General features: G+C 62.3%; 21 protein-coding genes. 9 read left to right on the plus strand and 12 right to left on the minus strand.

Annotated features, from left to right (window positions below; genetic code table 11):
- Positions 1-4: 4 nt before the first annotated feature.
- Genes sctW through M5G17_RS20310 form a run of 3 tightly spaced genes read right to left on the minus strand, consistent with a single transcriptional unit; the run spans position 5 to position 3449 of the window.
- Complete coding sequence (gene sctW / locus M5G17_RS20300) at positions 5-1105, minus strand: type III secretion system gatekeeper subunit SctW (protein WP_273894695.1); 1101 nt, start codon at positions 1103-1105, stop codon at positions 5-7.
- On the minus strand, positions 1102-2733 hold the full coding sequence (gene sctC, locus M5G17_RS20305; protein WP_273894696.1) for a type III secretion system outer membrane ring subunit SctC: 1632 nt from the start codon (positions 2731-2733) through the stop codon (positions 1102-1104). Before sctC ends, sctW begins: the two co-directional genes overlap by 4 nt.
- Positions 2733-3449 (minus strand): helix-turn-helix domain-containing protein, encoded by a 717-nt coding sequence (locus M5G17_RS20310; RefSeq protein WP_273894697.1) that lies wholly within the window; start codon positions 3447-3449, stop codon positions 2733-2735. The genes sctC and M5G17_RS20310 overlap by 1 nt, the downstream gene beginning before the upstream one ends.
- A gap of 150 nt (positions 3450-3599) precedes the next feature.
- Between M5G17_RS20310 and M5G17_RS20315 the strand changes: the two genes are divergently transcribed.
- From M5G17_RS20315 to cobA, 5 genes are all read left to right on the plus strand, one after another.
- On the plus strand, positions 3600-4805 hold the full coding sequence (locus tag M5G17_RS20315) for a CmpA/NrtA family ABC transporter substrate-binding protein (RefSeq protein ID WP_273894698.1): 1206 nt from the start codon (positions 3600-3602) through the stop codon (positions 4803-4805).
- A 14-nt stretch (positions 4806-4819) separates the two neighbouring features.
- On the plus strand, positions 4820-5395 hold the full coding sequence (locus M5G17_RS20320) for an ANTAR domain-containing response regulator (protein WP_130265573.1): 576 nt from the start codon (positions 4820-4822) through the stop codon (positions 5393-5395).
- A 150-nt stretch (positions 5396-5545) separates the two neighbouring features.
- The gene (locus M5G17_RS20325; protein WP_273894699.1) at positions 5546-6757 is read left to right on the plus strand and encodes a nitrate/nitrite transporter; all 1212 of its coding nucleotides are present in this window, start codon (positions 5546-5548) and stop codon (positions 6755-6757) included.
- A gap of 10 nt (positions 6758-6767) precedes the next feature.
- A complete protein-coding gene (locus tag M5G17_RS20330) occupies positions 6768-8438 on the plus strand; it encodes a bifunctional protein-serine/threonine kinase/phosphatase (protein ID WP_273894700.1) in 1671 nt (556 codons plus the stop codon).
- A 28-nt stretch (positions 8439-8466) separates the two neighbouring features.
- Entirely contained in the window at positions 8467-9204 is a 738-nt protein-coding gene (cobA, locus tag M5G17_RS20335; RefSeq protein WP_273894701.1) for a uroporphyrinogen-III C-methyltransferase, read from the plus strand.
- A 57-nt stretch (positions 9205-9261) separates the two neighbouring features.
- Here cobA and M5G17_RS20340 read toward each other — a convergent pair whose 3' ends face one another.
- The 8 genes from M5G17_RS20340 to ppsA form a co-directional block, all read right to left on the minus strand.
- Positions 9262-10293 carry an OmpA family protein gene (locus M5G17_RS20340; protein WP_273894702.1) on the minus strand — a complete coding sequence of 344 codons (1032 nt, stop codon included), beginning with the start codon at positions 10291-10293 and terminating at the stop codon, positions 9262-9264.
- Between the two features lie 110 nt (positions 10294-10403).
- A complete protein-coding gene (sigX, locus tag M5G17_RS20345) occupies positions 10404-10970 on the minus strand; it encodes an RNA polymerase sigma factor SigX (protein WP_420793375.1) in 567 nt (188 codons plus the stop codon).
- Between the two features lie 114 nt (positions 10971-11084).
- Positions 11085-11909, minus strand: coding sequence for a mechanosensitive ion channel family protein (locus M5G17_RS20350; RefSeq protein ID WP_038994250.1), 825 nt, complete (start codon positions 11907-11909; stop codon positions 11085-11087).
- A gap of 2 nt (positions 11910-11911) precedes the next feature.
- Positions 11912-12166 (minus strand): CrfX protein, encoded by a 255-nt coding sequence (locus M5G17_RS20355; RefSeq protein ID WP_371128640.1) that lies wholly within the window; start codon positions 12164-12166, stop codon positions 11912-11914.
- A gap of 93 nt (positions 12167-12259) precedes the next feature.
- Positions 12260-13255, minus strand: a complete 996-nt coding sequence (locus tag M5G17_RS20360) for a zinc transporter ZntB (RefSeq protein ID WP_273894704.1) — start codon at positions 13253-13255, stop codon at positions 12260-12262.
- Positions 13256-13283: 28 nt separating this feature from the next.
- Entirely contained in the window at positions 13284-13772 is a 489-nt protein-coding gene (gene rraA / locus M5G17_RS20365; RefSeq protein ID WP_130265581.1) for a ribonuclease E activity regulator RraA, read from the minus strand.
- Positions 13773-13840: 68 nt separating this feature from the next.
- Positions 13841-14857 (minus strand): alpha/beta fold hydrolase, encoded by a 1017-nt coding sequence (locus M5G17_RS20370; RefSeq protein WP_273894705.1) that lies wholly within the window; start codon positions 14855-14857, stop codon positions 13841-13843.
- Between the two features lie 107 nt (positions 14858-14964).
- Complete coding sequence (gene ppsA, locus M5G17_RS20375; RefSeq protein ID WP_273894706.1) at positions 14965-17340, minus strand: phosphoenolpyruvate synthase; 2376 nt, start codon at positions 17338-17340, stop codon at positions 14965-14967.
- 176 nt (positions 17341-17516) lie between these two features.
- Here ppsA and ppsR point away from each other — a divergent pair, with 176 nt between their 5' ends.
- Positions 17517-18335: a posphoenolpyruvate synthetase regulatory kinase/phosphorylase PpsR gene (gene ppsR / locus M5G17_RS20380; protein ID WP_130265584.1), complete on the plus strand. Its 819-nt coding sequence runs from the start codon at positions 17517-17519 to the stop codon at positions 18333-18335.
- A gap of 129 nt (positions 18336-18464) precedes the next feature.
- Here ppsR and M5G17_RS20385 read toward each other — a convergent pair whose 3' ends face one another.
- Positions 18465-23330, minus strand: coding sequence for an NAD-glutamate dehydrogenase (locus M5G17_RS20385; RefSeq protein ID WP_273894707.1), 4866 nt, complete (start codon positions 23328-23330; stop codon positions 18465-18467).
- A 346-nt stretch (positions 23331-23676) separates the two neighbouring features.
- Between M5G17_RS20385 and M5G17_RS20390 the strand changes: the two genes are divergently transcribed.
- From M5G17_RS20390 to lhgO, 3 genes are all read left to right on the plus strand, one after another.
- Positions 23677-24030 (plus strand): hypothetical protein, encoded by a 354-nt coding sequence (locus M5G17_RS20390; RefSeq protein ID WP_273894708.1) that lies wholly within the window; start codon positions 23677-23679, stop codon positions 24028-24030.
- Between the two features lie 74 nt (positions 24031-24104).
- The gene (locus tag M5G17_RS20395) at positions 24105-24815 is read left to right on the plus strand and encodes a FadR/GntR family transcriptional regulator (protein ID WP_273894709.1); all 711 of its coding nucleotides are present in this window, start codon (positions 24105-24107) and stop codon (positions 24813-24815) included.
- A gap of 109 nt (positions 24816-24924) precedes the next feature.
- Entirely contained in the window at positions 24925-26118 is a 1194-nt protein-coding gene (gene lhgO, locus M5G17_RS20400; RefSeq protein ID WP_273894710.1) for an L-2-hydroxyglutarate oxidase, read from the plus strand.
- Positions 26119-26149 lie beyond the last annotated feature (31 nt).

The raw sequence follows: 26149 nt of genomic DNA on the forward strand, positions 1-26149 counted from the left end.
TGCGTCATCCCCGCACCGCCCAGTGCAGGCCATGCTGCCGGCGCAGGTAGAGGACCTCGGCAAACAGGGTACTGTCGGCCAGTTGCTCGAAACGCTCGGCCAGATACAACACGGCGTGATCTTCATTGAACAGTGGCCCGGGCAAGGCCAGGCAGGCCCGGCGCAGGCACTGCAGCCATCGGGCGCGTGCCTGCACATCGGCCGTCAACATCAGCGGGCCAAGCACCTCCTGCAGCAGTTCATCCAGTGCATGCGGGCTACGCAACACACCCAGGAGCAAGACCAGACCATCCAGTTCGCTGAGCGGCAGAGGATCGCGCAACGCTGCCAGGAACAGCCGGTCGGCAGAACGCAATTGCTTCAGTTGCCCGAGCAATACCAGTACCGGCCCATATTCATGCAGGCTGCAACTGGGGGCCTGCCCCTGGATATCGGTCAACAGGCTTTCTTCGAGAAAGCTCAGGACGCTGTGGCGGTGCTCTGGGCCATACAAGCCGATCCATTGCTCGTAATGCTCGGCCGCACTGTCTTCGGACTCAAGAAAGTCGCGGTAGTTTTCCCGCAGCGCCGCCGCCCGCACCGCCATGCGTCGGCCATACAAACGGGCCTTGAGCGCAGCATTGATACCGGCCTGGACCCGTCGCGGGCAGCCGCGTTCACGCAATGCCTGCTCCAATTGCTGCAGCCGCTTGCGCGTGTCAGCGGCCAGATCGGCTTGGCGCAACAGCAGGCTGAGGATCAATGCCAGGTCACTGTCATCGGTGAACAACCCGCTCGCCTCTTGTAGCAGCAGCGCCCAGGGCAATTGCCGATCCGCAGCCAGGGCCAGCAACTGACGCGCCTTGGGCGGTGCATCATCGTCCAGCACCCGTTCGAACAACTCGCTGGCCGATTCGCTTTTCAGCTCGAACTGACGCCGACGGAACTGCGCCATGACCTGCGCCAGGTCATCGCTGCTCTGTACCGCGCGCTGCAGGTGATCAGCGAGCGGATCCTGGGCGTCGTCCTGGTTATCGAGGGTTTGCGCCTGGCTCTGCGCCGCCTGCTCGCGGCTCAGCCGTGCTTGCGCCGCACGCCCGCCCAAGCCGGTCAGTACGGGAATCACAAGCTCACCGCACGCATGAAGGCCTGGCGCAGGCGCTCGTGCTGATCCGCTTCGAACAGCTCCTGCTTCAGGCTCTGGGGGTCAAAGGCCAGCGCATCACCGATTTCCCGCGGCTGAATCAGAAACACCCGCACTGTGTTGGCCGAACGTTGCTGACGATAACTGAACACTCGGCCGATCCACGGCAACGCTCCGAGCACCGGCACTCGGCTGACCTGCTCAGCGCTCTCGTCGCGACTGAAACCGCCAACCAGCAGGCTTTTGCCCTGCGGCACCCGGGCGACCGTGCTGATCCGGGTGCGCCCGACGGTGGGTAGCACCGTGGGTTGCTCGGCACTACGCGGCTCCACCTCGTTGCCATCTTCGATGTTCAGCGACATCTCGATTTCATCGCCACGGGCAAAGCGCGGCAGCACGCTGACCAGGGTGCCATAGGTGACATGCTGCAGGTCGACGCTGCGCTCCCCCAGCAGCGGGGCATAAAAGGTGCGGTTGTTGTCGAAGATCGCCGGAACATTCTCTTGGGTCAGGATCACCGGGCGCGCCACCACATTGGCCAGATCGCTGCGGGCCAGGGCCGATACCCGGGCGATAAAAGACAGACCATCGAGGGTGGTGGACGATCCGCCGTTGAGCGAGATTGAAAACTGCGAGCCGATATTGACCTGGCCCTGCCAATCCACACCCAACTGCTCCAGCGCCTCCTTCTGCAGGTCGATGATCCACAGTGACAGCTCGACATGGCGCTTGGGCGTATCCAGAGCCTCGACCAGGTTTTCGATGAAGCGCACCTGCTCCGGAAGCCCCTTGACCAGCAGGCTGTTGGTGTCCGGATAGGCCACCACACGAATGTTCGCCGCAGCCATTTGCTCCGGCGCCAATCGCTGACCCTCCCACGCTTGTTCGATCAGGTTGTCGTCCAGTGCCGAGAGCATGAGTGCCGAGTTGGGCTGCTCCTGGCCCAGGGAGTCGCGTAGGTCGACACGGGCTTTTTCGCCCTGCAACAACGACTCGATCACGCTGGCGATCCCGGCAATATTGACCGTTTGCTCACGCAGCTCATAACGCCGGTCGCCGACGAAGGTATTGAGCAGGTGAATGACCCCGACCTGCTGGCGCCCCAGCAGGATCTGCGAAGGCTCCTGATCGACCATGGCCGCCGAACGCTGGACCAGGTCGACATAGATCGGCGGCCCGGACACATAGAAGGTGCGCCGGCCATCGCCACGCAGCGGGTAGCGCGGATCGAGCAGGCCGGAGCGCCGCAGAAAGGCGCGCAAGGTATCGACACTGGTGTTGTGCAACGAAACCATGGCGCTCTTGAGTTCGGCGCTGTCATAGAGATAGATTGCCTGGCCGTCGCTGTACCAGATCAGGCCCATCTGCCTCACGACCCGGTCGAACACCTGCTGCGCCGAGGTCATGGCGAAGTCACCGGAAATGCGTTTGCCGGCCGCCGCCTTGCTGACGATGATCGGCTTGCCCAAGGGCTCCGACAGCGCCACAAAGAAACTGCGCAAGCTTTCTTCCCGGGCACGGTAGTTATCGGCCTGAGTCGTTGCACTGTGCAACAGGCACAACACCAGGGTGCAGCACCAGATCAGCCCACGGCCATCGAAGCGGATCATCAGCGCAAGGCTCCGACGATATCGCCGAGGCGGCTGGGTGGTACGCCCAGCAGCTCACGAACATCCCGGGAAAAATGCGAGGACGAGCAGTACCCCTGGTTCTGCGCCACTTCGGTCAACGAGCGCCCTTCGTCAATGACTTCCAACAGCGCCCGTGCCACCCGCCAACTGCGCAGCGCCGGTTTGGTCGCACCGCCCAGCGCTTGGCGGCAAAGCCTACGAAAGTGCGACACCGATACCCCATAGCGCCGCGCCAGGGCCTGCAGGCTGTCCTGGCCACGGCCTTGGTCGAGCAGATAGCGCACCAACCAGTACTCCTCGCCACTGCGCAACGCCTGGGCAAAGCGCTCATAGTCGGCGCTAGCGCGAAATGCCTGCTGGACATACCAGCGCTCAAGCGTTTGCGCACAGCGAGCAACGGGCATGTCCAAGGGCAAGCAAACCGGCACGCTCGACGCACTGGCAAGCCCCGGTACACCCTCATCGATGAACACCTGCAACTTGACCAGGACCTGACAGCTGATGGCACAAAAATCGGCGGGTTCCCCCTCCCATTGCCAACCATCGGCGACCACCAGCAACCCTTGCCAATCGGCTGGCAAACACTGCGGCCGACCTTGCGCATACCAACGTAACGGGCGACTGCCAATAGTCACATGCCAGACCCCCTCGGCCAGATGCTCGGACAGTGCAAGGTTTGGCAGCGGTTCGGACACCGGGGATCCTCGGGCAATAATCGATAAGGCAATAATCGATAAAGAGGGCCAGCTTGCACGAGCCCTGCGCGGCAATCCTGATGGAAAGCTGATGGACCTTGGCACAGGCCTTGCTCCACAGCGTTGTATCGACACAGGAGAACTTCACAGATGCCGAGCACCGATCCGCTGGCCTGGGTGCATGGCAGCGACGCACCGGAGAAACCGCTGCTGGAACTGGGCTTCATGGCACTCACCGACTGCGCACCGCTGGTGGTCGCCGCCACCCAGGGCTTTGCCCAAGCCTACGGCCTGAGCCTCAACCTCAGACGCCAGAGCTCCTGGGCAGGCCTGCGCGACAAACTGCTCAATGGCGAACTGGATGCCGCCCACAGCCTCTACGGCATGATCTATGCGCTGCAGTTGGGTATCGGCGGCAGCAGCGCCACGGACATGGCCGTGCTGATGGGGCTGAACCAGAATGGCCAGGCCATCAACCTGTCCGCTGCACTGCAACGCCAGGGCGTGACCAGTCCCGAGGCACTCCAGCATTTTGTGCACCAAAGCAGGACAAAACTTACCTTTGCCCAGACCTTCCCCAGTGGCACCCATGCCATGTGGCTGTACTACTGGCTGGCCAGCCACGGCATCCACCCGCTGCACGACGTCGACAGCGTGGTGGTGCCACCGGTACAGATGCTCGCGCACCTGCAGGCGGGGCGCATCGACGGATTCTGTGTCGGTGAACCCTGGTCTGCGAGCGCCCTGGAGCAGGGTCAGGGCTTTACCCTGGCTACCAGCCAGTCGATATGGCCGGACCATCCGGAGAAAGTCCTGGGTTGCACCCGGGCGTTTGCCGAGCAGTATCCGAACACCGCGCGGGCTCTGGTGATGGCAGTGCTGGCCGCCAGCCGGTTCATCGAACAGAGTACCGAGAACCGCCGCAGTACCGCGCAACTGCTCAGCGCCGCGGCTTACCTGGATGCGCCGCTGCCTTGTATCGAGCCGCGCCTGCTCGGCCAGTACCAGGATGGCCTGGGCAACCAGTGGCAGGATCCCTGCGCCTTGCGCCTGCATGATGCCGGGCGTGCCAACCTGCCCTACCTGTCCGATGGCATGTGGTTCATGACCCAGTTCCGCCGCTGGGGCTTGCTGCGCGAGGACCCCGACTACCTCGCCGTAGCCCGCCAGGTCCAGCAATTGGCCCTGTACCGCGACGCGGCAACGGCCGTGGGCGTAGCGTGCGCGGCAACGGATATGCGCAGCAGCCAGCTGATCGATGGCAGCCGCTGGGACGGTAGCGACCCATACGGCTATGCCCGCAGTTTTCCTTTGCATGCCCTGGCAGAAACGCCAGCCGCATTCGCACGCCCCTGAAAGGAGACGCAAACATGCTGCGAATCCTGTTGATCGACGACACGGCGAAAAAAGTCGGGCGGCTCAAAGCCGCGCTGGTCCAGGCCGGTTTCGAGGTCATCGAAGAATCGGGCCTGACCATTGACCTGCCGGCACGCGTCGAAACGGTGCATCCGGATGTGGTGCTGATCGATACCGAGTCACCGGGCCGCGATGTCATGGAGCAAGTGGTGCTGGTCAGCCGCGACCGGCCGCGACCCATCGTCATGTTCACCGACGAACACGACCCGGGGGTGATGCGCCAGGCCATTCGCGCGGGTGTCAGCGCCTACATCGTCGAAGGCATTCATGCCGGGCGATTGCAGCCGATTCTTGACGTGGCCATGGCCCGTTTTGAAAGCGACCAGGCGCTCAAGGCCCAGTTGCAGGCCCGTGACCAGCAGCTGGCGGAGCGCAAGCGGGTGGAACTGGCCAAGGGCCTGTTGATGAAAATGAAGGACTGCAACGAAGAGCAGGCCTACACCCTGATGCGCCGCCAGGCCATGAGCAAGCAACAGAAGCTGATCCAGGTGGCCGAGCAGATCATTGCCATGAGTGACTTGCTTGGTTGAGAGGGTTCTGGCCCGGCTCTTGCTATCCCCATAGGACAGGTAGCCAACGGCGGTTGCCCCTTCACGACAAAGACGTCGCACCCCCATCCGCGCCAGCGGGTCGGGTGGCGACGTCTTTTTCGTTTCCGTCCCTGTTCAACGAGGTGTTCGATGAATACGAGTTTCTGGAAGTCCGGGCATGTCCCCACCCTGTTCGCCGCCTTTTTGTATTTCGACCTGAGTTTCATGGTCTGGTACCTGCTCGGCCCAATGGCGGTGCAAATCGCCGCCGATCTGCAATTGACCACCCAACAACGTGGGTTGATGGTGGCCACCCCAATCCTGGCCGGGGCGATCCTGCGCTTTGTCATGGGCCTGCTGGTGGACCGGCTCTCACCCAAGACCGCCGGGCTGATCGGCCAGGTGATCGTCATCGTTGCACTGTTCTGTGCCTGGCGCCTGGGCATCCACAGCTATGAACAGGCCTTGCTGCTCGGGGTGTTCCTCGGCGTTGCCGGGGCCTCGTTTGCCGTGTCGCTGCCGCTGGCCTCGCAGTGGTACCCGGCGCAGCACCAGGGCAAGGCCATGGGCATCGCTGGCGCCGGCAACTCCGGAACCGTGTTTGCCGCCCTGCTGGCCCCGGCCCTGGCCGCAGGCTTTGGCTGGAACAACGTGTTCGGATTTGCCGTGATCCCGCTGCTGCTGACCCTGGCCCTGTTCGGCCTGCTGGCACGTAACGCGCCCCAGCGGCCCAAGCCCAAAGCCATGGCCGACTACCTCAAGGCCCTGGGCGATCGCGACAGTTGGTGGTTCATGTTCTTCTACAGCGTCACCTTCGGCGGTTTCATCGGCCTGGCCAGCGCCCTGCCCGGCTACTTCAACGACCAGTACGGCCTGAGCCCGGTGACGGCCGGTTACTACACCGCCGCCTGCGTCTTTGCCGGCAGCCTGATGCGCCCGCTGGGCGGCGCCCTGGCCGACCGTTTCGGCGGCATCCGCACGCTGCTGGCGATGTACAGCGTCGCCGCCCTGTGCATTGCCGCCGTGGGCTTCAACCTGCCCAGTTCAGTGGCTGCACTGGCTCTGTTCGTCAGCGCCATGCTCGGCCTGGGTGCCGGCAACGGCGCTGTATTCCAACTGGTGCCGCAGCGCTTTCGCCAGGAAATCGGCGTGATGACCGGGCTGATCGGCATGGCCGGCGGCATCGGTGGTTTCCTGCTCGCCGCAGGCCTGGGGGCGATCAAGCAACACAGCGGTGACTATCAGCTGGGGCTGTGGTTGTTCGCAAGCCTAGGCATTCTTGCCTGGTTCGGCCTGCACGGCGTCAAGCAGCGCTGGCGCACCACCTGGGGCTCGGCGGCAGTGACTGCGGCGCGGGTCTGAGGGTTAGCCGATGACCTTGCAACTGAGCTTTGCCCAGGCCAGTGCCAGCGGCCCCCGAGAGGAAAACCAGGACGCCCTGCGCCTGGTCACCCCCAACCCGGAGCTGGCTGCCAGCAAAGGCTTCCTCTTCGCCCTCGCCGACGGTGTCAGCCAGTGCGCCGATGGCGGCCTGGCGGCGCGCGCCAGCCTGCAGGCGCTGGCCCTGGACTACTACGCCACCCCGGCCACCTGGGGCGTGGCCCAGGCCCTGGACCGCCTGCTGCTGGCGCAGAACCGCTGGTTGCGCGCCAATGGCGGCGGCCAGCCGCTGCTCACCACCCTCAGCGCCCTGGTCCTGCGCGGGCGGCGCTTTACCTTGGCACATGTCGGCGACTGCCGGATCTACCGCTGGGCCGCCGGGCAACTGCAACGCATCAGCGAAGATCACGTCTGGGACCAACCGGGCATGCAGCATGTGCTCAAGCGCGCCCTGGGCCTGGACCAGCACCTGCAGGTCGACTATCTGGAGGGCGAGCTGCAGGCCGGCGAGTGTTTCGTGCTGCTCAGCGACGGCGTCTGGGCGAGCCTCAGCGAAGCGCAGATCAGGGCTGTGTTGCGTGAGCAGATCGACCTGCAGGATGCCGCCCAGACCCTGGTCAGCTCGGCCCATCTGAGCGGCAGCCAGGACAACGCCAGTGCGCTGCTGGTGCGCATCGAGCAACTGGGTGCGAGCAACCTGGGCGACTCCCTGGCGCAATTGCAGCAGTGGCCGTTGCCGAGCGCCCTGCGCAGCGGGCAGATCATTGATGGCTGGCATATCGAGCAAACGCTGGGCCACAGCCGTCAATCCGTGCTGTACCGCGTGCGCGACCAACAGCAACAGCCGTGGCTGCTGAAAACCCTGCCTGCCGAACGCAAGGACGAACCGGGCGCGCAACAGGGCTTGCTGCTCGAAGAATGGTTCCTGCGTCGGGTGGCTGGACGCTATTTCCCCGAAGTGCACCCGGCCGGCAAGCGCCAGCACCTGTACTATCTGATGCGCGAATACCCCGGCCAGACCCTGGCGCAATTGTTCGCCCACAACGGCCCCTTGCCGTTGGCACAATGGCAGTCACTGGCCCAGCAACTGTTGCAGGCGGTGGGCGCGCTGCACCGGCGCAATATCCTTCACCGCGACATCAAGCCCGACAACCTGCACCTGGGTGAAGACGGCCAACTGCGCCTGCTGGATTTCGGCCTGGCGTTCTGCCCCGGGCTCAGCGAAGACCGCGCCCATGAACTGCCGGGCACGCCGTCGTTCATCGCCCCGGAAGCATTCGAGGGCGAGCCGCCCAGCCCCCAGCAGGACCTTTACAGCGTTGCAGTAGCGCTGTTCTACCTGCTCACCGGACACTACCCCTATGGCGAAATCGAAGCCTTCCAGCACCCACGCTTCACCCAGGCGATCAGCGCCTCGCGCTATCGCCCGGACCTGCCCGACTGGCTTGAACACAACCTTGCCCAGGCGCTGCGCGCCGATCCCCAGCAACGTTTTGAAACCGCAGAGCAATGGCTGTTGCTGCTTGAGCAAGGCGACCGCCAGCAGTTAAGCGCGCGCCCGCGCCCGCTGCTTGAGCGCGAACCGCTGAAAGTCTGGCGCAGCCTGGCACTGCTGTCCTTGCTGCTTAACCTGATCCTGCTGATCTGCCTGCTAAAAGGCTGACAGCCCCTTTGCCGATGAGGAAAACCCTATGCATGCGAAAGTCTGGCTGATTGGTGCAGGCCCCGGTGATCCGGAGCTGCTGACCCTCAAGGCGGTACGTGCCCTGGCTGAAGCCGAGGTGGTACTGATCGACGACCTGGTCAACCCGCAGATCCTTGAACACTGTCCGCAGGCTCGGGTGGTTGCCGTGGGTAAACGCGGTGGCTGCCGCTCCACCCCGCAAGCCTTCATTCAACGCCTGATGCTGCGCCATGCCCGCCAGGGCCGCTGCGTGGCCCGGCTCAAGGGCGGTGACCCGTGCATCTTTGGCCGCGGCGGCGAAGAGGCCGCCTGGCTGCAGGCCCGTGGCATCGAAACCGAACTGGTCAATGGCATTACCGCAGGCCTGGCTGGCGCCAGCCAATGTGGCATCTCCCTGACCTTGCGCGGCGTCAGCCGCGGCGTGACCCTGGTGACCGCCCATACTCAGGATGACAGCCCGTTGAACTGGCAGGCGCTGGCCCAAAGCGGCACCACCCTGGTAGTGTACATGGGCGTCAGCAAACTGGAGGAAGTGCAGCAGGGCTTGCTGGCAGGCGGCTTGGCGGCACGCACGCCAGTGGCGATGATCGAGAACGCCTCGCTGCCTCAGCAGCGCGAGCAACGCAGCAGCCTGGCGCGGATGTGCCTGGATGCGGCTAGCTTCAAGCTGCGCAGCCCGGCGATTGTGGTCATCGGCGAGGTGGCCGCAGTGGACAGTGCGGCGCTGCTGCAACTGACAGCTTGAATCGCAGGCAAAGAAAAGCCCGGCCTAGGCCGGGCTTTTCAGTAGGGCTTGGACCAATTACTTGGCTTGGGCTTCTACTTGCGCTTCTACGCGACGGTTAACAGCGCGACCAGCGTCGGTGGCGTTGTCAGCAACCGGACGGGTTTCACCGTAGCCAACCGACTCAACGCGGTTCGACTCAACACCGTACTGGTTGGTCAGAACCTGTTTAACGGCGCTTGCGCGACGCTCGGACAGTTTCTGGTTGTAAGCGTCAGGACCGACGGAGTCAGTGTGACCTTCAACAGTGGTGGTGGTCTGTGGGTACTGCTTCATGAAGTCAGCCAGGTTCTTGATGTCGCCGTAGCTGTTTGGCTTGACGACCGACTTGTCGAAGTCGAACTTGACGTCCAGCTCAACACGGACGACTTCAGCAACAGCTGGGCAGCCATCAGCGTCAACGGTAACGTTGGCTGGGGTGTCAGGGCACTTGTCGACGTTGTCGCAGACGCCATCGTTGTCGCTGTCGGAGCAGACTTCAGCAACTGGCGCTGGAGCTGGCTCGGCTTTCTTGCCGCCGCCGAAGTTCAGGCCGACACCCAGCATCGGGCCCCACTCGGTGTTGCCGCTGTCGATGTTGTAGTTGGCTTCAACGCCAGCACGGGCGAAGAAGTTTTCGGTGAAGTAGACCTTGGCACCGGCGCCCAGGTTGGCGAAGGTGGAGTGGTCACGACCGCTACGCAGGTTCTGGCTGATGCTCTCGTTGGAGAAACCAGCGGAAACGTACGGACGAACCAGATCGCCTGGGTTGTTGAAGTGGTAGGTAGCGTCAAGGCCGATGTTCTGGCCCCTGATGTTCTTGCCGCTGTTGCCACGGGCGTTGTGCACTTCGTTGTAGCGCAGGCCCAGTGCAACGTCGTCGGTCAGGAAGTAGCTACCCTGAAAGTACGGGTTGGTACCAGTGTTATCGAAATTACGCTCGCTATCGTAGTAGCGCTTCTGCACGCCACCTTCGAGTTCGACCGCGCCTTGGCCTTGTGCCAGAGCGCCGAGCGAAGTAGCGGCAACGAGAGTACCAATGGCCAAGCCCAAGGTGTTTTTCAATTTCATCCGTTAAATCCCCATCTGGTGATAGTTAAGCAGTCCCACCAACATCCGGGGGACAACTCGACGGCAAGTCTAGCAGAACTTGCCGGTACGTTAGAGATATTTGCGCGCCACTAAGTTTCAGCAAGGCCCGCAAATTTCTCACGTAGCTTGTCTAGCGCACGCTTGTAACGCATTTTCGTTGCGCTCAGACCCATGTGCATGATATCGGCGATTTCCTGGAATTCCAGTTCTGCGACAAATCGTAGCACCAGAATTTCGCGGTCAATCGGATTGACATGCACGAGCCATTTATCCAGCCCGCCTTTCTCTTCAGGCTTGGGCGCCTTCTCTTCCGAGGCCTCCTCGAGTGGATCAAGACTCAAGGCATCCATCAGTCGACGCTTGCGCCGCTCCTTGCGGTACTGGGTGATGCATTCGTTGTAGGTGATGCTGTAGAGCCATGTTTTGAACTTCGATTTGCCCTCGAAGTTCTTCAGCCCATAGAGCACCTTTAGCATCACCTCCTGACAGACATCGTCAGCGTCCCGATCGTTCCCTAAATAACGCGCACAGACGTTAAAAAGGGTCCGTTGGTAGCGGCGCATGAGCTCCTCATACGCGCGAGTAACATGAAACAGCTCGTCATGCGAACGCGCCACCAACTCCTCATCAGTGAGCTCGCGGGGATCGTAACGCATGGGCAGCGAGTGAACTTTATTCAAAACGGATCTGGCCGACAGTCAGGTCATTGTCGCCGCACACCCCTGCCTGGGGCATTTTTGCGGCGGCATACATTAGCAGGATTTGCCCGGTTAGCGGCTATTGACTCGCTGCTCGAGCAGAATCCGGTTGGACAGCGAGACCAGCTCACCGTCGTCGGTCAGCAGGGTCGTCTTGACCGTACCGATCTCCTCGATCTGCCCTTCGACCTCGCCAATCCGTACTTGTTGGCCCACTTGATACAGTTCACGCACATAGATTCCAGCCAGAATCTGCCCGGCAATTTCCCGGCTGCCCAGGCCCATGGCCAGTGCCACGGCCAGACCAACGGTAATCAAACCGATGACGATCACGTGGTTGAGCAGGTCGGTCTTGACCTCGAGCTGGCTGATTGCCACTGAAATACTGATGATGATTACCAAGCCCTGGGCGATGCGCCCAACGCCCGCGGCATACTCCAGGCCGATGCCTTCGGCGGCGCCGCGCACCAGGCCATTGACCAGTTGCGCCAGCAATACGCCCGCCAGCAATACCAGTGCAGCACCAAACACCTTCGGCAGGTACAGGGCAAGCATGTCGAGGGTGGCCGAGACACGCTCAAGGCCAAGGGATTCAGCGGCCGAGACGAGGAAAATCAACAGGACGAACCAGTAGACGATCTTGCCGATCAGGGTCGAAATCGGCACCTGAATGCCGACCCGGCTGAGCATCTTGGTCAGGCCGGTGCCGCCCATCAGGCGATCCAGGCCGAGCTTGGCCAGCAATTTCGACAGCAGGGTATCGAGCAGCTTGGCCACCACGAAACCGAGCAGCACCACCACCAGGGCGCCAAACAGGTTGGGGATGAAGTTCGCCACTTTGGTCCACAACGCGGTCATCGCGGTGACCAGGCTCTGGGTCCAGAGATCAAGTTCCATATTCAATCGGCCTTATCAGCTTTACGGGCGGTAGCGTTACGGCGCACCGGCGCGACATGCGCCGAGCCATTGTTCACGGCAATCATCAGCGCCTGGCTCCAGCGGCCCAGCAAGCTGAACAGATCACCCGCGCCGACCTGGCGGTTGGCGGTTTTCAGGACCCGGCCCAGGCAGGCGTCGTCGTCGCGGTCCTGGCCGGACGGCGATGCCTTGAGCAGGTCTCGCAGGGATTCTTCAAACGGATCGTGCATAGGCACCTCGCGCAATATCTGTCAAAGACGAGGTCGCCGCACCACGGGTCACATGAACTGGCCAGGCAGTTTGTGACTGCTTGTTCACAGATTTCATCATCACACCCAGCGCAGGCGGCGAAACAGCCACCACTGCCCCATCGCCAGGGCCAGCACCAGCAAGCTGGCGAAGAGAAACCCGTACGGGCTGTCGGAGCCGGGAATACCGCCGACGTTGATGCCCAACAGCCCGGTGACGAAACTCATGGGCAAGAAGATGCAGGTGATGATACCGAAGCGGTACATGGTCCGGTTCATCCGCTCGCTGCGCCGCCGGTCTTCGCTCTCAAGCACCAGGGCAGCCCGTTCGCGGGTCAGCTCCAGCTCTTCGAGGTAGCGGGTCAGGCTGTTGTTGAGCTCGTTCCAGTAGTCGGCGTCGTCGGCGGCGAACCAGCTCCACTTGTTGCGCGCCAGTTGCGCATAGATTTCCCGCTGCGGGTTGAGAAAGCGTCGCAATCCGGCCGCACGCCGGCGGATCTGCTGCAAGCTGCCCTGATCCGGAGCATACCGTTTGTCGGCTTCGAGCTTCTCTTCTTCGCTGTCAACCACTTCCGACAGGTCGCTGATCAGCGCCTGGACCTTTTCGGTCAACAGTTGCGCCATGCTCAGCAGCAACTCGGAGGCGGTTTTCGGCCCGCGGCCTTCAGACAGTTGCTGCAACAGCTCGTCGCTGGCGCGCAACGGCCGCAGACGCAGCGAGATCACTCGCTGAGCTTGGGCGAAGATGCGCACCGAGACCATGTCTTCGGGCTCGGCGCCAGGATTGAGGTTAACCCCGCGCAAGAACAGCAGCATCTGCGCATCTGGCAGGGGCAACAGGCGTGGGCGGGTGTTTTCTTCAAGCAGCAGGTCGCAGGCGAACTCATTCAGGCCGCTGTCGTGGCGCAACCAGGTGCGGGTTTGCGGATGACTGCGGTCCCAGTGCAGCCACAGGCTCTCCTGGGGCTGCAGTTCAAGGGCGTCCAGTTCAGTTCGGGCGATCGAACGCGCACCACCGCTTCCATCCAGCACCAGGGCATGCACCAGCCCCCATTGCGCGTTTTCTTCCTCGAACATCCCTACCCCACTGACCGGATTCAGAGCATTACTCAGGCATTTTCAACGGGCTTGGCGATACGATCACACCGTTGTTATCAGCGTAAATGTATTCGCCCGGACGGAAGGTCACGCCGGCAAAGGTAACGGGTACATTGAGGTCGCCAACGCCGCGCCGCACGGACTTCATTGGGTGGCTAGCCAGGGCCTGCACGCCGACGTCGGTCTGCGCCAGGACATCGACATCACGCACGCAACCGTAGATCACCAGGCCTTGCCAGTGATTCTTCGCCGCCTTTTCGGCCAGCATGTCGCCCAGCAAGGCATGGCGCAACGAACCGCCACCGTCGACCACCAGCACCTTGCCGGTGCCATCGAGTTCGACCTGCTCCTTGACCCGCGAGTTGTCTTCGAAGCACTTAATGGTGACGATCTCGCCCCCGAAGGAGTCGCGGCCGCCAAAATTGCTGAACATCGGCTCCAGCACCTGCACCAGTTCGGGGTAGGCGTCGCACAGATCGGGGGTGATGTAATGCATGGCAAACTCCTGTCAGTTGCAAAGACAATGGGATGTCGCGGTATCAATCAATTAACGAGGCCCGATGATCAGGCTTTAGGCTCAAGGCTACACGTCGGCGCCGATCCGGTCACCTGCTGTGCGGCTTCGCCCGGAAAACTGGCCAAAGGGTCACGCAACCAGCGCTCAACCAACGGCCAGACCTGCGCCTGCGCCGGTTTACTGACCAGCATGTCGACGTGCCCGAAGTTGTCGAAGCCCTCCTCACGCCCCAGGCGAACAAACTGCTTGTGCTCGCTGCCCAGTTGCTCGTACAGCTTGCGACAGGCCCAGACCGGGTCCTGATGATCACCTGCGCCCGCCACGACCAGCACCGGCACCTGCACCTCCGTGAGGCCCGCCCACCAGTCGCGGTCCTTGTCACCAAAGCGGCCAAACAGGCCGAACCAGCGCATGCTTTCCAGCGCCAGACCAATGGGCTCGTCTTCCGGGCCACGCTTGAGCCGCGAGCCGGAGATCTGCGCAAAACGCTTGAGCAACAAGCGTCCGCCCCACTCCACCGGCGGCAGTTTCAGCGGCCAGTAGGTACGGCTTACCTGGGTACCGAAAAACGCCGCACTGGCCACCTGCTCAGGCCCCAGGTATTGACCGCCCAGCGCTGCCGCCAGGGTCGTGCCGCCCAGGGAATGGCCAATCCAGTGGGCCGGCTGCCCAGCCTGCTCACAGACGAACGCGGCAATCACCGGTAGATCGTAACGGACGTAGTCGGCCACGCGATTGTGCCGATAGTTATTATTCCGCGGCGACAGGCCGTGGCCGCGCATCTCCGGGATCCACACATCAAAACCTGCGCGCGCAAGGTACGCACCCAGGCCAATGCCCCGGGGCGAGTACCAGAAACGCCGGTTGGAAAAGCTGCCGTGCAGCAAAACGACCGGGGTGCCGCGCACCTCGGTCTGATCGGCCATGCCCAGGCGGGTGAGCGCCAGCTCCACGGTGCGATCCGGGCTGTTACCGGCTTTGATCCGGTACACGTCTTCGCTCAGGTCACCACGGCGCTCGGCACTGAGCAAGGCCACGGGAAAAAGGGTGCTGCTGCTTTGCATAGGGTTCTTGCACAAAAAAGGGCGAGGTCCATCACTGGAACACGCCCTGGAATACGGTCGAAACCTCCACCGCCAGGCAGGCCGGGTGGAGGCTCCGGTTCAGCGCATCAGTTCGCGGCTTGGCCTTCGGCCAGGAAGAACCAGGTCTCCAGGACCGAGTCCGGGTTCAGCGAGACGCTTTCAATGCCCTGTTCCATCAGCCACTTGGCCAGGTCCGGGTGATCGGATGGGCCCTGGCCGCAGATGCCGATGTACTTGCCCGCCTTGTTACAGGCCTGGATAGCATTGGCCAGCAGCTTCTTCACCGCAGGATTTCGCTCATCGAACAGGTGGGCGATGATCCCCGAATCGCGGTCCAGGCCCAGGGTCAGCTGGGTCAGATCGTTGGAACCGATGGAGAAGCCGTCGAAGAACTCGAGGAACTCTTCGGCGAGGATGGCGTTGGACGGCAGTTCGCACATCATGATCACGCGCAGACCGTTGTCGCCACGGGCCAGGCCATTCTCGGCAAGCAGATCGACAACCTGGCTGGCTTCACCCAGGGTGCGCACGAATGGCACCATGATCTCGACGTTGGTCAGGCCCATCTCGTTGCGCACGCGCTTGAGGGCGCGGCACTCGAGCTCGAAGCAGTCACGGAAGGCTTCACTGATGTAACGCGAAGCACCGCGAAAGCCCAGCATCGGGTTTTCTTCTTCCGGCTCGTAGAGCTTGCCGCCGATCAGGTTGGCGTATTCGTTGGACTTGAAGTCCGACAGGCGCACGATGACCTTCTTCGGCCAGAACGCCGCAGCCAGGGTGCTGATGCCTTCAACCAGCTTCTCGACATAGAAGCCCACCGGATCGTTGTAGCCGGCAATGCGCTTGTCAACGCTCTCTTTGAGCTCGGCAGGCAGGCCGGCGTAGTTGAGCAGCGCTTTAGGGTGCACGCCGATCATGCGGTTGATGATGAATTCCAGACGCGCCAGGCCGACACCGGCGTTGGGCAACTGGGCAAAATCAAAGGCACGATCCGGGTTGCCGACGTTCATCATGATCTTGAACGGCAGCTCCGGCATGGCGTCGACGGAGTTCTTGCGCACATCGAAGCCCAGCTCACCTTCGAAGATGAAACCGGTATCGCCTTCGGCGCAGGAGACGGTGACGCCCTGGCCATCCTTGAGCAACTGGGTGGCATTGCCGCAACCGACCACAGCCGGGATCCCCAGTTCACGGGCGATGATCGCCGCGTGACAGGTGCGCCCACCACGGTTGGTAACGATGGCGCTGGCGCGCTTCATCACCGGTTCCCAATCCGGGTCAGTCATGTCCGAGACCAGCACGTCGCCCGGCTGGACCTTGTCCATCTCCGAGACGTCCTTGATGATCCGCACCTTGCCGGCGCCGATGCGCTGGCCAATGGCACGGCCTTCGACCAGCACGGTGCCGGTCTCTTTGAGCAGGTAACGTTCCATGACGTTAGCCTGGGCGCGGCTCTTCACGGTTTCAGGGCGGGCCTGAACGATGTACAGCTTGCCATCGTCGCCGTCTTTGGCCCATTCGATGTCCATCGGGCACTTGTAGTGCTTCTCGATGATCATCGCCTGCTTGGCCAGCTCGCTGACTTCGGCGTCGCTCAGGCAGAAACGGGTGCGCTCAGCCTTGTCGACATCGACGGTCTTGACCGAGCGACCGGCCTTGGCTTCTTCGCCATAGACCATCTTGATCGCCTTGCTGCCCAGGTTGCGGCGCAGGATCGCCGGGCGGCCGGCCTGCAGCGTACCTTTGTGCACGTAGAATTCATCTGGGTTGACCGCACCCTGCACCACGGTTTCACCCAGGCCGTAGGCGCCGGTGATGAACACCACGTCACGAAAGCCCGACTCGGTGTCGAGGGTGAACATCACCCCGGCGGTGCCGGTTTCGGAGCGGACCATGCGCTGCACGCCGGCCGACAGGGCCACCAGCTTGTGGTCAAAACCCTGGTGCACGCGGTAGGAAATGGCGCGGTCGTTGAACAGCGAGGCGAACACTTCCTTGGCCGCGCGAATGACATTGTCGACGCCGCGGATGTTCAGGAAGGTTTCCTGCTGGCCGGCGAACGAGGCGTCCGGCAGGTCTTCGGCGGTGGCCGAGGAGCGCACGGCCACGGCCATGTTCGGGTTGCCCTCGGACATGACGGCGAAGGCGCTGCGGATTTCAGCGTTCAGGCGCTCGGGGAACTCGGCGTCCATGATCCACTGGCGGATCTGCGCACCGGTCTTGGCCAGGGCGTTGACGTCGTCAACGTCCAGCGCGTCGAGGGCCGCATGGATCTGGGCGTTCAGGCCGCTCTGTTCGAGAAAGTCACGATACGCCTGAGCCGTAGTGGCAAAGCCGCCGGGGACCGAGACACCGGCGCCCGCGAGGTTACTGATCATCTCGCCGAGGGATGCGTTCTTGCCCCCCACGTGCTCTACATCATGGACGCCGAGCTTATCGAGGGAAACTACGTACTCTACCAAGGTGATCTCTCCACTAACTGTGTTGGAAAAGCTCAGGTCGCCCGCCTGCCAGCTCTGGCTTGGCCGGGCGCTTGTGGCCTGGACCTGGAAAATAAGTGAGAATGCCGAACGCAGTGTTCGGTAAACCGAACCTATCATATCCAAGATTCGTCACCAGCTTAAGGCCCAAGGCGCAAATGAAACGATCTGCTTTCTTTATCTCCGATGGCACCGGCATTACCGCCGAGACGCTGGGACAAAGTCTTCTGGCGCAGTTCGATACCATTCCGTTCAATAAATTCACGCGTCCGTACATCGACAGCGTGGAAAAAGCGCGGGTGATGGTACAACAAATCAATAGCGCCGCTGAGAAGGATGGTGTCCGTCCGATCATCTTCGACACCATCGTCAATCAGGATATCCGCGAGATCCTCGCCACCTCCAATGGTTTCATGATCGACATTTTCTCGACCTTCCTGGCCCCGCTGGAGCAGGAATTGACCGCCCACTCCTCGTATTCGGTGGGTAAATCCCACTCGATCGGTGGCAATTCCAACTACATGGAACGGATCGAGGCGGTCAACTTCGCCCTCGACAACGACGACGGCGCGCGCACCCACTATTACGACAAGGCCGACCTGATCCTGGTGGGTGTGTCGCGCTGCGGCAAGACCCCGACCTGTCTGTACATGGCCATGCAATTCGGCATCCGCGCAGCCAACTACCCGTTGACCGAAGACGACATGGAGCGCCTGCAACTGCCCCAGGCGCTGAAAAATCACCAGCACAAACTGTTTGGCCTGACCATCGACCCCGACCGCCTGACCGCCATCCGCCACGAGCGCAAGCCCAATAGCCGCTACGCAAGCTTTGCCCAGTGCGAGTTCGAGGTGCGTGAAGTGGAAAACCTGTTTCGCCGCGAAAACATCGCGCACATCAACTCCACGCATTTTTCCGTGGAGGAGATTGCGGCGAAGATTCTGGTAGAAAAAGGCGTGGAACGCCGCTTCAAGTAAGGTTCAACGGCCTCATCGCTGGCAAGCCAGCTCCCACAAGACCCTGTGGGAGCTGGCTTGCCAGCGATGAGGCCGGTACAGACAAAAAAGCCCCGGCAGTTGCCGGGGCTTTTTCATTTCAGCTCACGCTCAGGACGGCATCACCGTTGCCTGGCCACTCAAGGCCAGGTCCACCAGTTCGCGGTTGGCGACCGCGTACATGGCGTAGTCGGTACCGGTAGCGGCACGCAGCTCGTCGAGCATGGCACGCCAGCGCTCGACCATGACCCGGTGCTGATCCAGCCACAGGGCCACCCGGGCATCCATGTCCTCAGGCGCATCGACCATCTGCAGCACCGAGATGGTGATCGCCCGCTGCTGCAGGTCGATATCATCACGGAAGGCTTCGCGGGCCAGGGCCTGCCAGTTGTTTTCCACTGGCAGGTTGCTGATTTCCTGCAGGTACCAGGTCAGGTCCAGAGCACTGCCAACGGCAAAGAACGCCTTGGCCACTTCGGCCGGGTCCTGGCCAGTGACATCGGAGGCTTCAATGATCGGCAACAGGGTGTACAGGTGCGTGGTACCGGCCACCATGCGCGCCAGCAGCTCCGGCACGCCAGCGTCGACGAAGCCTTGGTAACGGGTCATCCAGCGCTCGCGGGTCGGCCCCTCCAGCAGTTCATCGAGTTTCAGGCCCAGTGCCGCGATCTTCGGCCCGAAGTGGGCCACGTCACGGCCTGCGTCCTGCTCGTTGCGCCGGCTGCGCAGGAACCAGCGGGTCGCGCGGCGGCCCAGACGCATCAGCTCGTCCATCAGGGTCAGCTGGATTTCAGCCGGGACCTGATAGTCCAGGGCCTCGATCTGACGGAACCAGTGTGGCAGGTGGAAGATGTCACGCACGATCACGTAGGCACCGGCGACGTTCGCCGGGCTCATGCCGGTGGACTCTTTGAGGCGCTGAACGAAAGTGATGCCCATGTTGTTGACCAGATCGTTGGCGATCTGGGTACTGACGATCTCGCGCTTGAGGCGATGACGGCGCATGGCCTCGGCGAACTTGCTCACCAGCGACGGCGGGAAAGCGGTTTCCATGTCGCGGGTCAGGTAGTCGTCGTCTGGCACCAGCGACTTGAGCAACTGTTCCTTGAGGTCGATCTTGCTGTAGGAGATCAGCACCGACAGCTCGGCACGGGTCAGGCCCTGGCCAGCCGCCAGGCGCTCGGCCAGTTGCTCTTCGGTGGGCAGAAACTCGATGGCGCGGTCCAGCTTGCCACGGCTCTCGAGGTCAGCCATCAGCCGCTTGTACTCGGCGATGCGTTCCTTGGCCCGGCGTGCCGCCAGCGACAGTGCCTGGGTCTGCTTGTAGTTGTTGCCCAGCACCAGGCCGCCCACTTCTTCGGTCATGCTGCCCAGCAGCTGGTTGCGCTGCTTCTCAGTCATATCACCGGCCTGCACCACTTCGTTGAGCAGGATCTTGATGTTGACCTCGTGGTCGGAGCAGTCCACGCCACCGGCGTTGTCGATGAAGTCGGTGTTGGTGGCGCCTCCGTTCAAGCCGAACTCGACGCGGCCCAACTGGGTCATGCCGAGGTTGCCGCCCTCGCCCACCACTTTGCAGCGCAGCTCGTTGCCATCGACGCGCAGGGCGTCGTTGGCCTTGTCGCCGACGTCGGCGTGGCTTTCTTCACTGGACTTGACGTAGGTGCCGATACCGCCGTTCCACAGCAAGTCGACCGGGGCCTTGAGCAGCGCGTTGAGCAACTCGGTCGGGGTCAGCTTGTCGGCTTCGATGGCGAAGCGCTCTTTCATCTGCGCGGTGATCGCGATGCTTTTCGCGCTACGCGGGAAGATCCCGCCGCCTTCGGACATGATGCTGGTGTCGTAGTCACTCCAGGCCGAACGCGGCAGGTCGAACAGGCGCTGGCGCTCGGCGAAGCTGCTGGCAGGCTCGGGATTCGGATCGATGAAGATATGCAGGTGGTTGAACGCCGCCACCAGTTGCAGCTTGTCGGACATCAGCAGGCCGTTGCCGAACACGTCGCCAGCCATGTCGCCGACACCGACCACGGTGATCGGGTCTTCCTGGACGTTGATGCCGCGCTCACGGAAGTGACGCTGCACGCCAACCCAGGCGCCACGGGCGGTAATGCCCATTTTCTTGTGGTCGTAACCGGCCGAGCCACCGGAGGCGAACGCATCGCCCAGCCAGAAGCCGTAGTCGATGGCGATGCCGTTGGCGATATCGGAGAAGGTCGCGGTGCCTTTGTCGGCAGCCACCACCAGGTACGGATCATCGTCGTCATGGCGCACGACGTTGGCCGGCGGCACCAGAGCGCCGTCCTTGAGGTTGTCGGTGATGTCCAGCAGGCCGGAAATGAAGATCCGGTAGCAGGCGATGCCTTCGGCCTGGATATCATCACGGTTGCCGCCCAGCGGCAGGCGGCGCGGCAGGAAGCCGCCCTTGGCGCCAACCGGGACGATCACCGAGTTTTTCACCTGCTGGGCTTTTACCAGGCCCAGCACTTCGGTGCGGAAGTCTTCCTCGCGGTCCGACCAGCGCAGGCCGCCGCGGGCAACGTTGCCAAAGCGCAGATGCACGCCTTCGACCCGTGGCGAGTAGACGAAGATTTCGAACTTCGGCACCGGCTTGGGCAGTTCGGGAATCAGCTTGGGGTTGAACTTGAAGCTGAAGTACGACTTGTTGTGGCCCTGAGCATCGGTCTGGTAGAAGTTGGTGCGCAGGGTGGCCTTGATCAGATCCAGGTAGCGACGCAGAATGCGGTCTTCGTTGAGCACTTGGACCTCGTCCAGGGCCGTCAGAATGGCCTGTTCCAGACGCTGCTGCTTGTCGTCGAGGTCTTCGCTGGTGAGCTTGCGTGCCAGGTAGAAACGGGTCTTGAACAACCGGGTCAGCTCGCGGGCGATGTCGGTGTGGTTGTTCAGGGTGCTGGCGATGTAGCCCAGATCGAAGCCCAGGCGGATCTGCTTGAGGTAGCGAGCGTAGGCACGCAGCAGCGCCACGTCGCGCCACGGCAGGCCGGCGGTCAGCACCAGGCGGTTGAAGGCGTCGTTCTCGGCATCGCCATTGACGATGTGCACGAAGGCATCCTGCAGGGTGTCGTTGAGCTGCTGGATGTCGAGGTTCAGGCCTTCGGCGGCGGTGAAGGCGAAGTCATGAATCCAGTACTCGCGGCCATTGGCATGGCGCAAGCGGTACGGGAACTCGCCCAGCACGCGCAGGCCAAGGTTTTCCAGGATCGGCAGGACATCCGACAACGCCAGCGGCGTATCGGCGTGGTACAGCTTGCAGTGCAGTTGCTGTTTGCCGGCCTGGGTCAGCGGCTGGTAGAAGCTCATCACCAGCGGTTTGCGCTCGGACAGGGTCAGCAGGTGCTGCATGTCGACCACTGCCGAATGGGCGGCGAAACGCTCGCGGTAACCGGCCGGGAAGCCTTTCGGGAAGTCCGCTAGGACGTTGGTGCCCTGGGCTTCGCCGAAGCTTTCGACGGTCAGGCTGGCGTAGTCGTCCTGCCACGAACGGCAGGCCTGGATCACTTCGTTTTCCAGTTGCTGCGGGTCGATGTCGATGCGGTTTTTCGGGTCGACACGCAGAATCAGTTGCACGCGCGCCAGCACCGACTCGGAGAAGAAGGTCCAGAACTCACAGTCGCTGGCCTTGAGGCGCTCCATCAGTACCTGCTGGATCTTCTGCCGCACTTCGGTGGAGTAGATATCGCGCGGCACGTAGGCCAGGCAGTAGCAGAAGCGGCCGTACGGGTCTTTGCGCAAGAACACACGGATCTTGTTGCGCTCCTGGATCTGCACGATCGACATGACGGTGCTGAACAGCTCGTCGACCGGGGTCTGGAACAGGTCGTCACGGGGCAGCACTTCCAGAACCTGAGCCAGTTCCTTGCCCAGGTGGGCTTTGGGGTCAAAATGCGAGCGGCGCTCGACTTCAGCGACCTTGCCACGAATGTACGGGATCGCCCGCACGCTTTCGCCATACACCGAAGAGGTGTACAGACCCATGAAGCGGCATTCCTTGATGACCTTGCCATCGGCATCCAGTTGGCGGATCGACACGTAGTCCGGGTAGGCCGGACGGTGCACGCGGCTTGGGTGCGCGGCCTTGGCGAAGGACAGCAGCAGCGGCTCGTGCAGGTAATTGACGGCGTAGTCTTCGATACGCAGGTCTTCGGCGGTGAGGCCGACGCGCAACATGCGGGTCAGGCCGAGGAACGACTGCTCGTCGTATTGCAGCTGGCCGCCCTGGGCGTCGCCATGAACGACGAATTCCTCGTAACCGAGGAAGGTGAAATGGTTGCCCAGCAACCATTCGAGGAAGGCCTTGACCTCGGCCTTTTCGTTTTGCGCCGGGGCGTAGGCGGTCTGCTCGACCAGCGCCACGACCTCGCGCAGCTTGGCCTTCATCGGCTCGAAATCGGCGACAGCGACGCGCACTTCAGCCAGGACCTGCTCAAGCTCGCGGGTCAGCAGGTTGAGCTCGGCGGTGTTGGCGCAGCGGTCGATCTCCAGGTACATCAGCGATTCTTGCAGGACGCCTTCGCCCTGGGTGCCTTTGGGCAGGATTTCCAGCAGTTCGCCTTTTGGCCCGCGACGCACGCTCAGTACGGTGGTCTGCAGGGTGTGGATGCTGTAGCCGCGGCGGTTGAGCTCGGTACGTACCGAGTCGACCAGGAAAGGCAGGTCATGGTGCAGGACTTCGACCGCAGTGTGGGTCGACTGCCAGCCATGGCGCTCGTAATCGGGGTTGTAGACGCGAACCTGAGGCTGGGTGTGATCGAAACGCTCGATGATGCGCCAGGCAGAGAGGGTGCAACCGGCCAGGTCCGACATACGGCGCTGGGTGAGTTCATCCAGAGAGATGATGCCGAAGAACTGCTCGGCGAACAGCGCCACTTGTGGCAGTGCCTGTTCGCTGATGTGCTGCGCCAGGGCCGCCTGCAGTTGATGCTGGAAGTCGGCTTTGCTGGCTGCGGTGAAAAACGCCATCTGTGGTACTCCGCTTGGGCTTTATTATTGAGTGAAGCGTCGCGCGCGTCCGCCGTTTACGGATCAACGATAGCCAACCCGTAGCAGGAGGACGGTAAAACCATAGAAACAGGCGCTCAAGGTGACCTGCGAGTCACATCTTCCGCTCCACGGATGGGCATCTGCAAAAACGACTGCCGAACGGGCTGTGTCTTTACGGGTGTCCATCGACAGCAAAGCTTAACGAGTGCCCGCCCGCCCCTGCTTGCGATGCTGCGACATATTCGGTCATTGAGGTGCAAGCGCACGTTTATCCACAGGCCGAAGACTGGCAGAATCGGCCTTCAACTTATTGATCGAGCCGCTCATGCAACTGACAACCGCCCTGCTCTTTGCCACCCCCTGCGATGATGAAGAGGACAACATGGCCACCCTGTGCTGCCACAGCGACAAGGGCCAGATGTTCCTCATGACCCGCTACCCGGACGAAGAGCGAGTGGACATCACCCTCGACGAGCATTACGCACCCGTCGACGGTTTGAAGGTCACGTTCAGTGCCCAGAGGTTACTGATCGAAGTTGCACCGCTGGATGCCGACGCCCTCGGTGGTGACGACCATCTGGAAATCATCCTGACCTCGAAAGGCACAGACCTTGCCGAAGTAGAACAAACCCTGCAGAACATTCTCAAGGGCACAGGCACCTACGTCAGCGAGCTGTAATCGCCTACGCGGTTTCTTGACAAGGAACCGCTGCAAAAGGCATTGTCTGACAACCTGATTAATGAGCGTCCTTCATGCTTGAGCTTCAGCGCCCCGACACCCTGGTCGAACGGGTTGTCGGTGCCATCCGCGCCGAAATCGATTCTGGTCGCCTGGCGGCCGAATCGCGCCTGCCTACCGAACAGCAACTGGCTGAGCAATTGAACGTCAGCCGCTCGGTGGTGCGCGAGGCTGTGGCCCAGCTCAAGGCAGATGGCGTGCTGATCGCCCGTCGCGGCCTGGGTTCGTATATTTCGCAAACCCCGACCGGCACGGTGTTCCGCTTCCCGTCAGCCCAGGGTCGCAGCCCGGACCTGGTACAGATGTTCGAAGTGCGCCTGTGGATCGAGACCCAGGCTGCCTCGGTGGCGGCCCAGCGCCGCGACGCCGCCGACCTTGCGCGGATGAGCAAGGCCCTGCAAGAGATGCTCGATAAACGCTGCGACTTTGCCGTGGCCGCCGCTGCCGATGTCGAATTCCACCGCGCCATCGCCGAAGCCAGCAAGAACGATTACTTCGTCGCCTTCCATGATTTTCTCCGCGGCCAGCTGGCCGCTGCGCGTAAAACCGCCTGGGAAAACTCGGCGGTGCATTCGGTAGGCGGCTCGGCCGATGCCCACCGCGAACACCAGGCGCTGTACCAGGCCATCGCCGATGGCGACCGGGTCGCCGCGGCTGCCTGCGCCGAAGCACACCTGCGGGCCTCGGCCAAACGCCTGAAACTGGACTTGCCGAATATCGACTGAAACCCCTGTTTAGTAGGCGCTGCTGCATGGCGCCCATTTATTTGCCCTACCTAGTCTGACAACCTGATAAGCAGACGCTCTGATAAGAACAAACCAAGGTGACACCTGCATGATCTACGACTATTGCATCATCGGCGGCGGCATCGTCGGCCTCGCCACCGCCATGGCCCTGCTCGAACGCCAGCCCGGCGCCTCGCTGCTGATCCTGGAAAAGGAAAGCAGCCTGGGCAAGCACCAGACGGGCCACAACAGCGGGGTGATCCACGCAGGGATCTACTACGCCCCGGGTAGCCTCAAGGCCGACCTGTGCAAGCGTGGCGCTCAGGCCACCAAGGATTTCTGCACTGAGCACCAGATCAAGTTCGAGGTCTGCGGCAAGCTGCTGGTGGCGTCCACGCCGCTGGAAGTCGAGCGCATGCACGCTCTGTACGAGCGCTCGCAGCAGAACGGCCTGAAGGTCGAGCAACTGGATGCCCAGGAACTGCAACGGCGCGAGCCAAACATCGTCGGTCTCGGCGGCCTGTTCCTCGATGCCACCGGTATCGTCGACTACAAGCAGGTCTGTGACGCCATGGCCCGGGTCATCCAGCGATTTGGCGGCGAAGTGCAACTGCAGACCACCGTGCGGTCCATCGTCGAAACCACCGACAAGGTCACCATCAGCAGCGACGACAAGGCCTGGAGCGCCCGCCAACTGGTGGCCTGTGCCGGCCTGCAATCCGACCGCCTGGCAAGCCTGGCCGGGGTCAAGATCGACCACCAGATCATCCCCTTTCGCGGTGAATACTTCCGCCTGCCAGCAGCCAAGAACGACATCGTCAACCACCTGATCTACCCGATCCCCGATCCGGAACTGCCGTTTCTTGGCGTGCACCTGACGCGGATGATCGACGGCAGCGTGACGGTCGGGCCCAACGCCGTACTGGGCCTGGGCCGGGAGAACTACAAGAAGTTCTCGGTGAACTGGCGCGATGTGGCCGAGTACGCAAGCTTTCCGGGGTTCTGGAAAACCATCTGGAACAACCTGGGCTCCGGCACCGCCGAGATGAAGAACTCGCTGTTCAAAAGCGGCTACCTGGAGCAATGCCGCAAATATTGCCCATCGCTGAGCGTCGAGGATCTGCAGCCCTACGAAGCCGGTATTCGCGCCCAGGCGGTGATGCGCGACGGCACCTTGGTGCACGACTTCCTGTTCGCCGAGACCCCGCGCATGGTGCACGTCTGCAATGCGCCGTCACCGGCAGCCACCTCGGCTATCCCGATCGGCCAGATGATCGCCGAGAAAATCCTCAAAGCCCGCTGAAACCCTGCTGCACACCATAACTACAAAGACA

Source organism: Pseudomonas rubra (assembly GCF_028656935.1).
GTDB lineage: Bacteria > Pseudomonadota > Gammaproteobacteria > Pseudomonadales > Pseudomonadaceae > Aquipseudomonas > Aquipseudomonas rubra.

Excerpts from the sequence above, each read along its gene's own strand:
- M5G17_RS20320 (WP_130265573.1), top strand. The coding sequence starts at position 4,820 with ATGCTGCGAATCCTGTTGATCGACGACACGGCGAAAAAAGTCGGGCGG.
- ppsR (WP_130265584.1), top strand. The coding sequence starts at position 17,517 with ATGAAACGATCTGCTTTCTTTATCTCCGATGGCACCGGCATTACCGCC.
- M5G17_RS20325 (WP_273894699.1), top strand. The coding sequence starts at position 5,546 with ATGAATACGAGTTTCTGGAAGTCCGGGCATGTCCCCACCCTGTTCGCC.
- M5G17_RS20340 (WP_273894702.1), bottom strand. The coding sequence starts at position 10,293 with ATGAAATTGAAAAACACCTTGGGCTTGGCCATTGGTACTCTCGTTGCC.
- rraA (WP_130265581.1), bottom strand. The coding sequence starts at position 13,772 with ATGCATTACATCACCCCCGATCTGTGCGACGCCTACCCCGAACTGGTG.
- sctC (WP_273894696.1), bottom strand. The coding sequence starts at position 2,733 with ATGATCCGCTTCGATGGCCGTGGGCTGATCTGGTGCTGCACCCTGGTG.
- M5G17_RS20385 (WP_273894707.1), bottom strand. The coding sequence starts at position 23,330 with ATGGCGTTTTTCACCGCAGCCAGCAAAGCCGACTTCCAGCATCAACTG.
- M5G17_RS20395 (WP_273894709.1), top strand. The coding sequence starts at position 24,105 with ATGCTTGAGCTTCAGCGCCCCGACACCCTGGTCGAACGGGTTGTCGGT.
- lhgO (WP_273894710.1), top strand. The coding sequence starts at position 24,925 with ATGATCTACGACTATTGCATCATCGGCGGCGGCATCGTCGGCCTCGCC.
- M5G17_RS20315 (WP_273894698.1), top strand. The coding sequence starts at position 3,600 with ATGCCGAGCACCGATCCGCTGGCCTGGGTGCATGGCAGCGACGCACCG.
- M5G17_RS20370 (WP_273894705.1), bottom strand. The coding sequence starts at position 14,857 with ATGCAAAGCAGCAGCACCCTTTTTCCCGTGGCCTTGCTCAGTGCCGAG.
- M5G17_RS20360 (WP_273894704.1), bottom strand. The coding sequence starts at position 13,255 with ATGTTCGAGGAAGAAAACGCGCAATGGGGGCTGGTGCATGCCCTGGTG.
- cobA (WP_273894701.1), top strand. The coding sequence starts at position 8,467 with ATGCATGCGAAAGTCTGGCTGATTGGTGCAGGCCCCGGTGATCCGGAG.
- sigX (WP_420793375.1), bottom strand. The coding sequence starts at position 10,970 with ATGCGTTACGATCCCCGCGAGCTCACTGATGAGGAGTTGGTGGCGCGT.
- M5G17_RS20330 (WP_273894700.1), top strand. The coding sequence starts at position 6,768 with ATGACCTTGCAACTGAGCTTTGCCCAGGCCAGTGCCAGCGGCCCCCGA.
- M5G17_RS20390 (WP_273894708.1), top strand. The coding sequence starts at position 23,677 with ATGCAACTGACAACCGCCCTGCTCTTTGCCACCCCCTGCGATGATGAA.
- M5G17_RS20350 (WP_038994250.1), bottom strand. The coding sequence starts at position 11,909 with ATGGAACTTGATCTCTGGACCCAGAGCCTGGTCACCGCGATGACCGCG.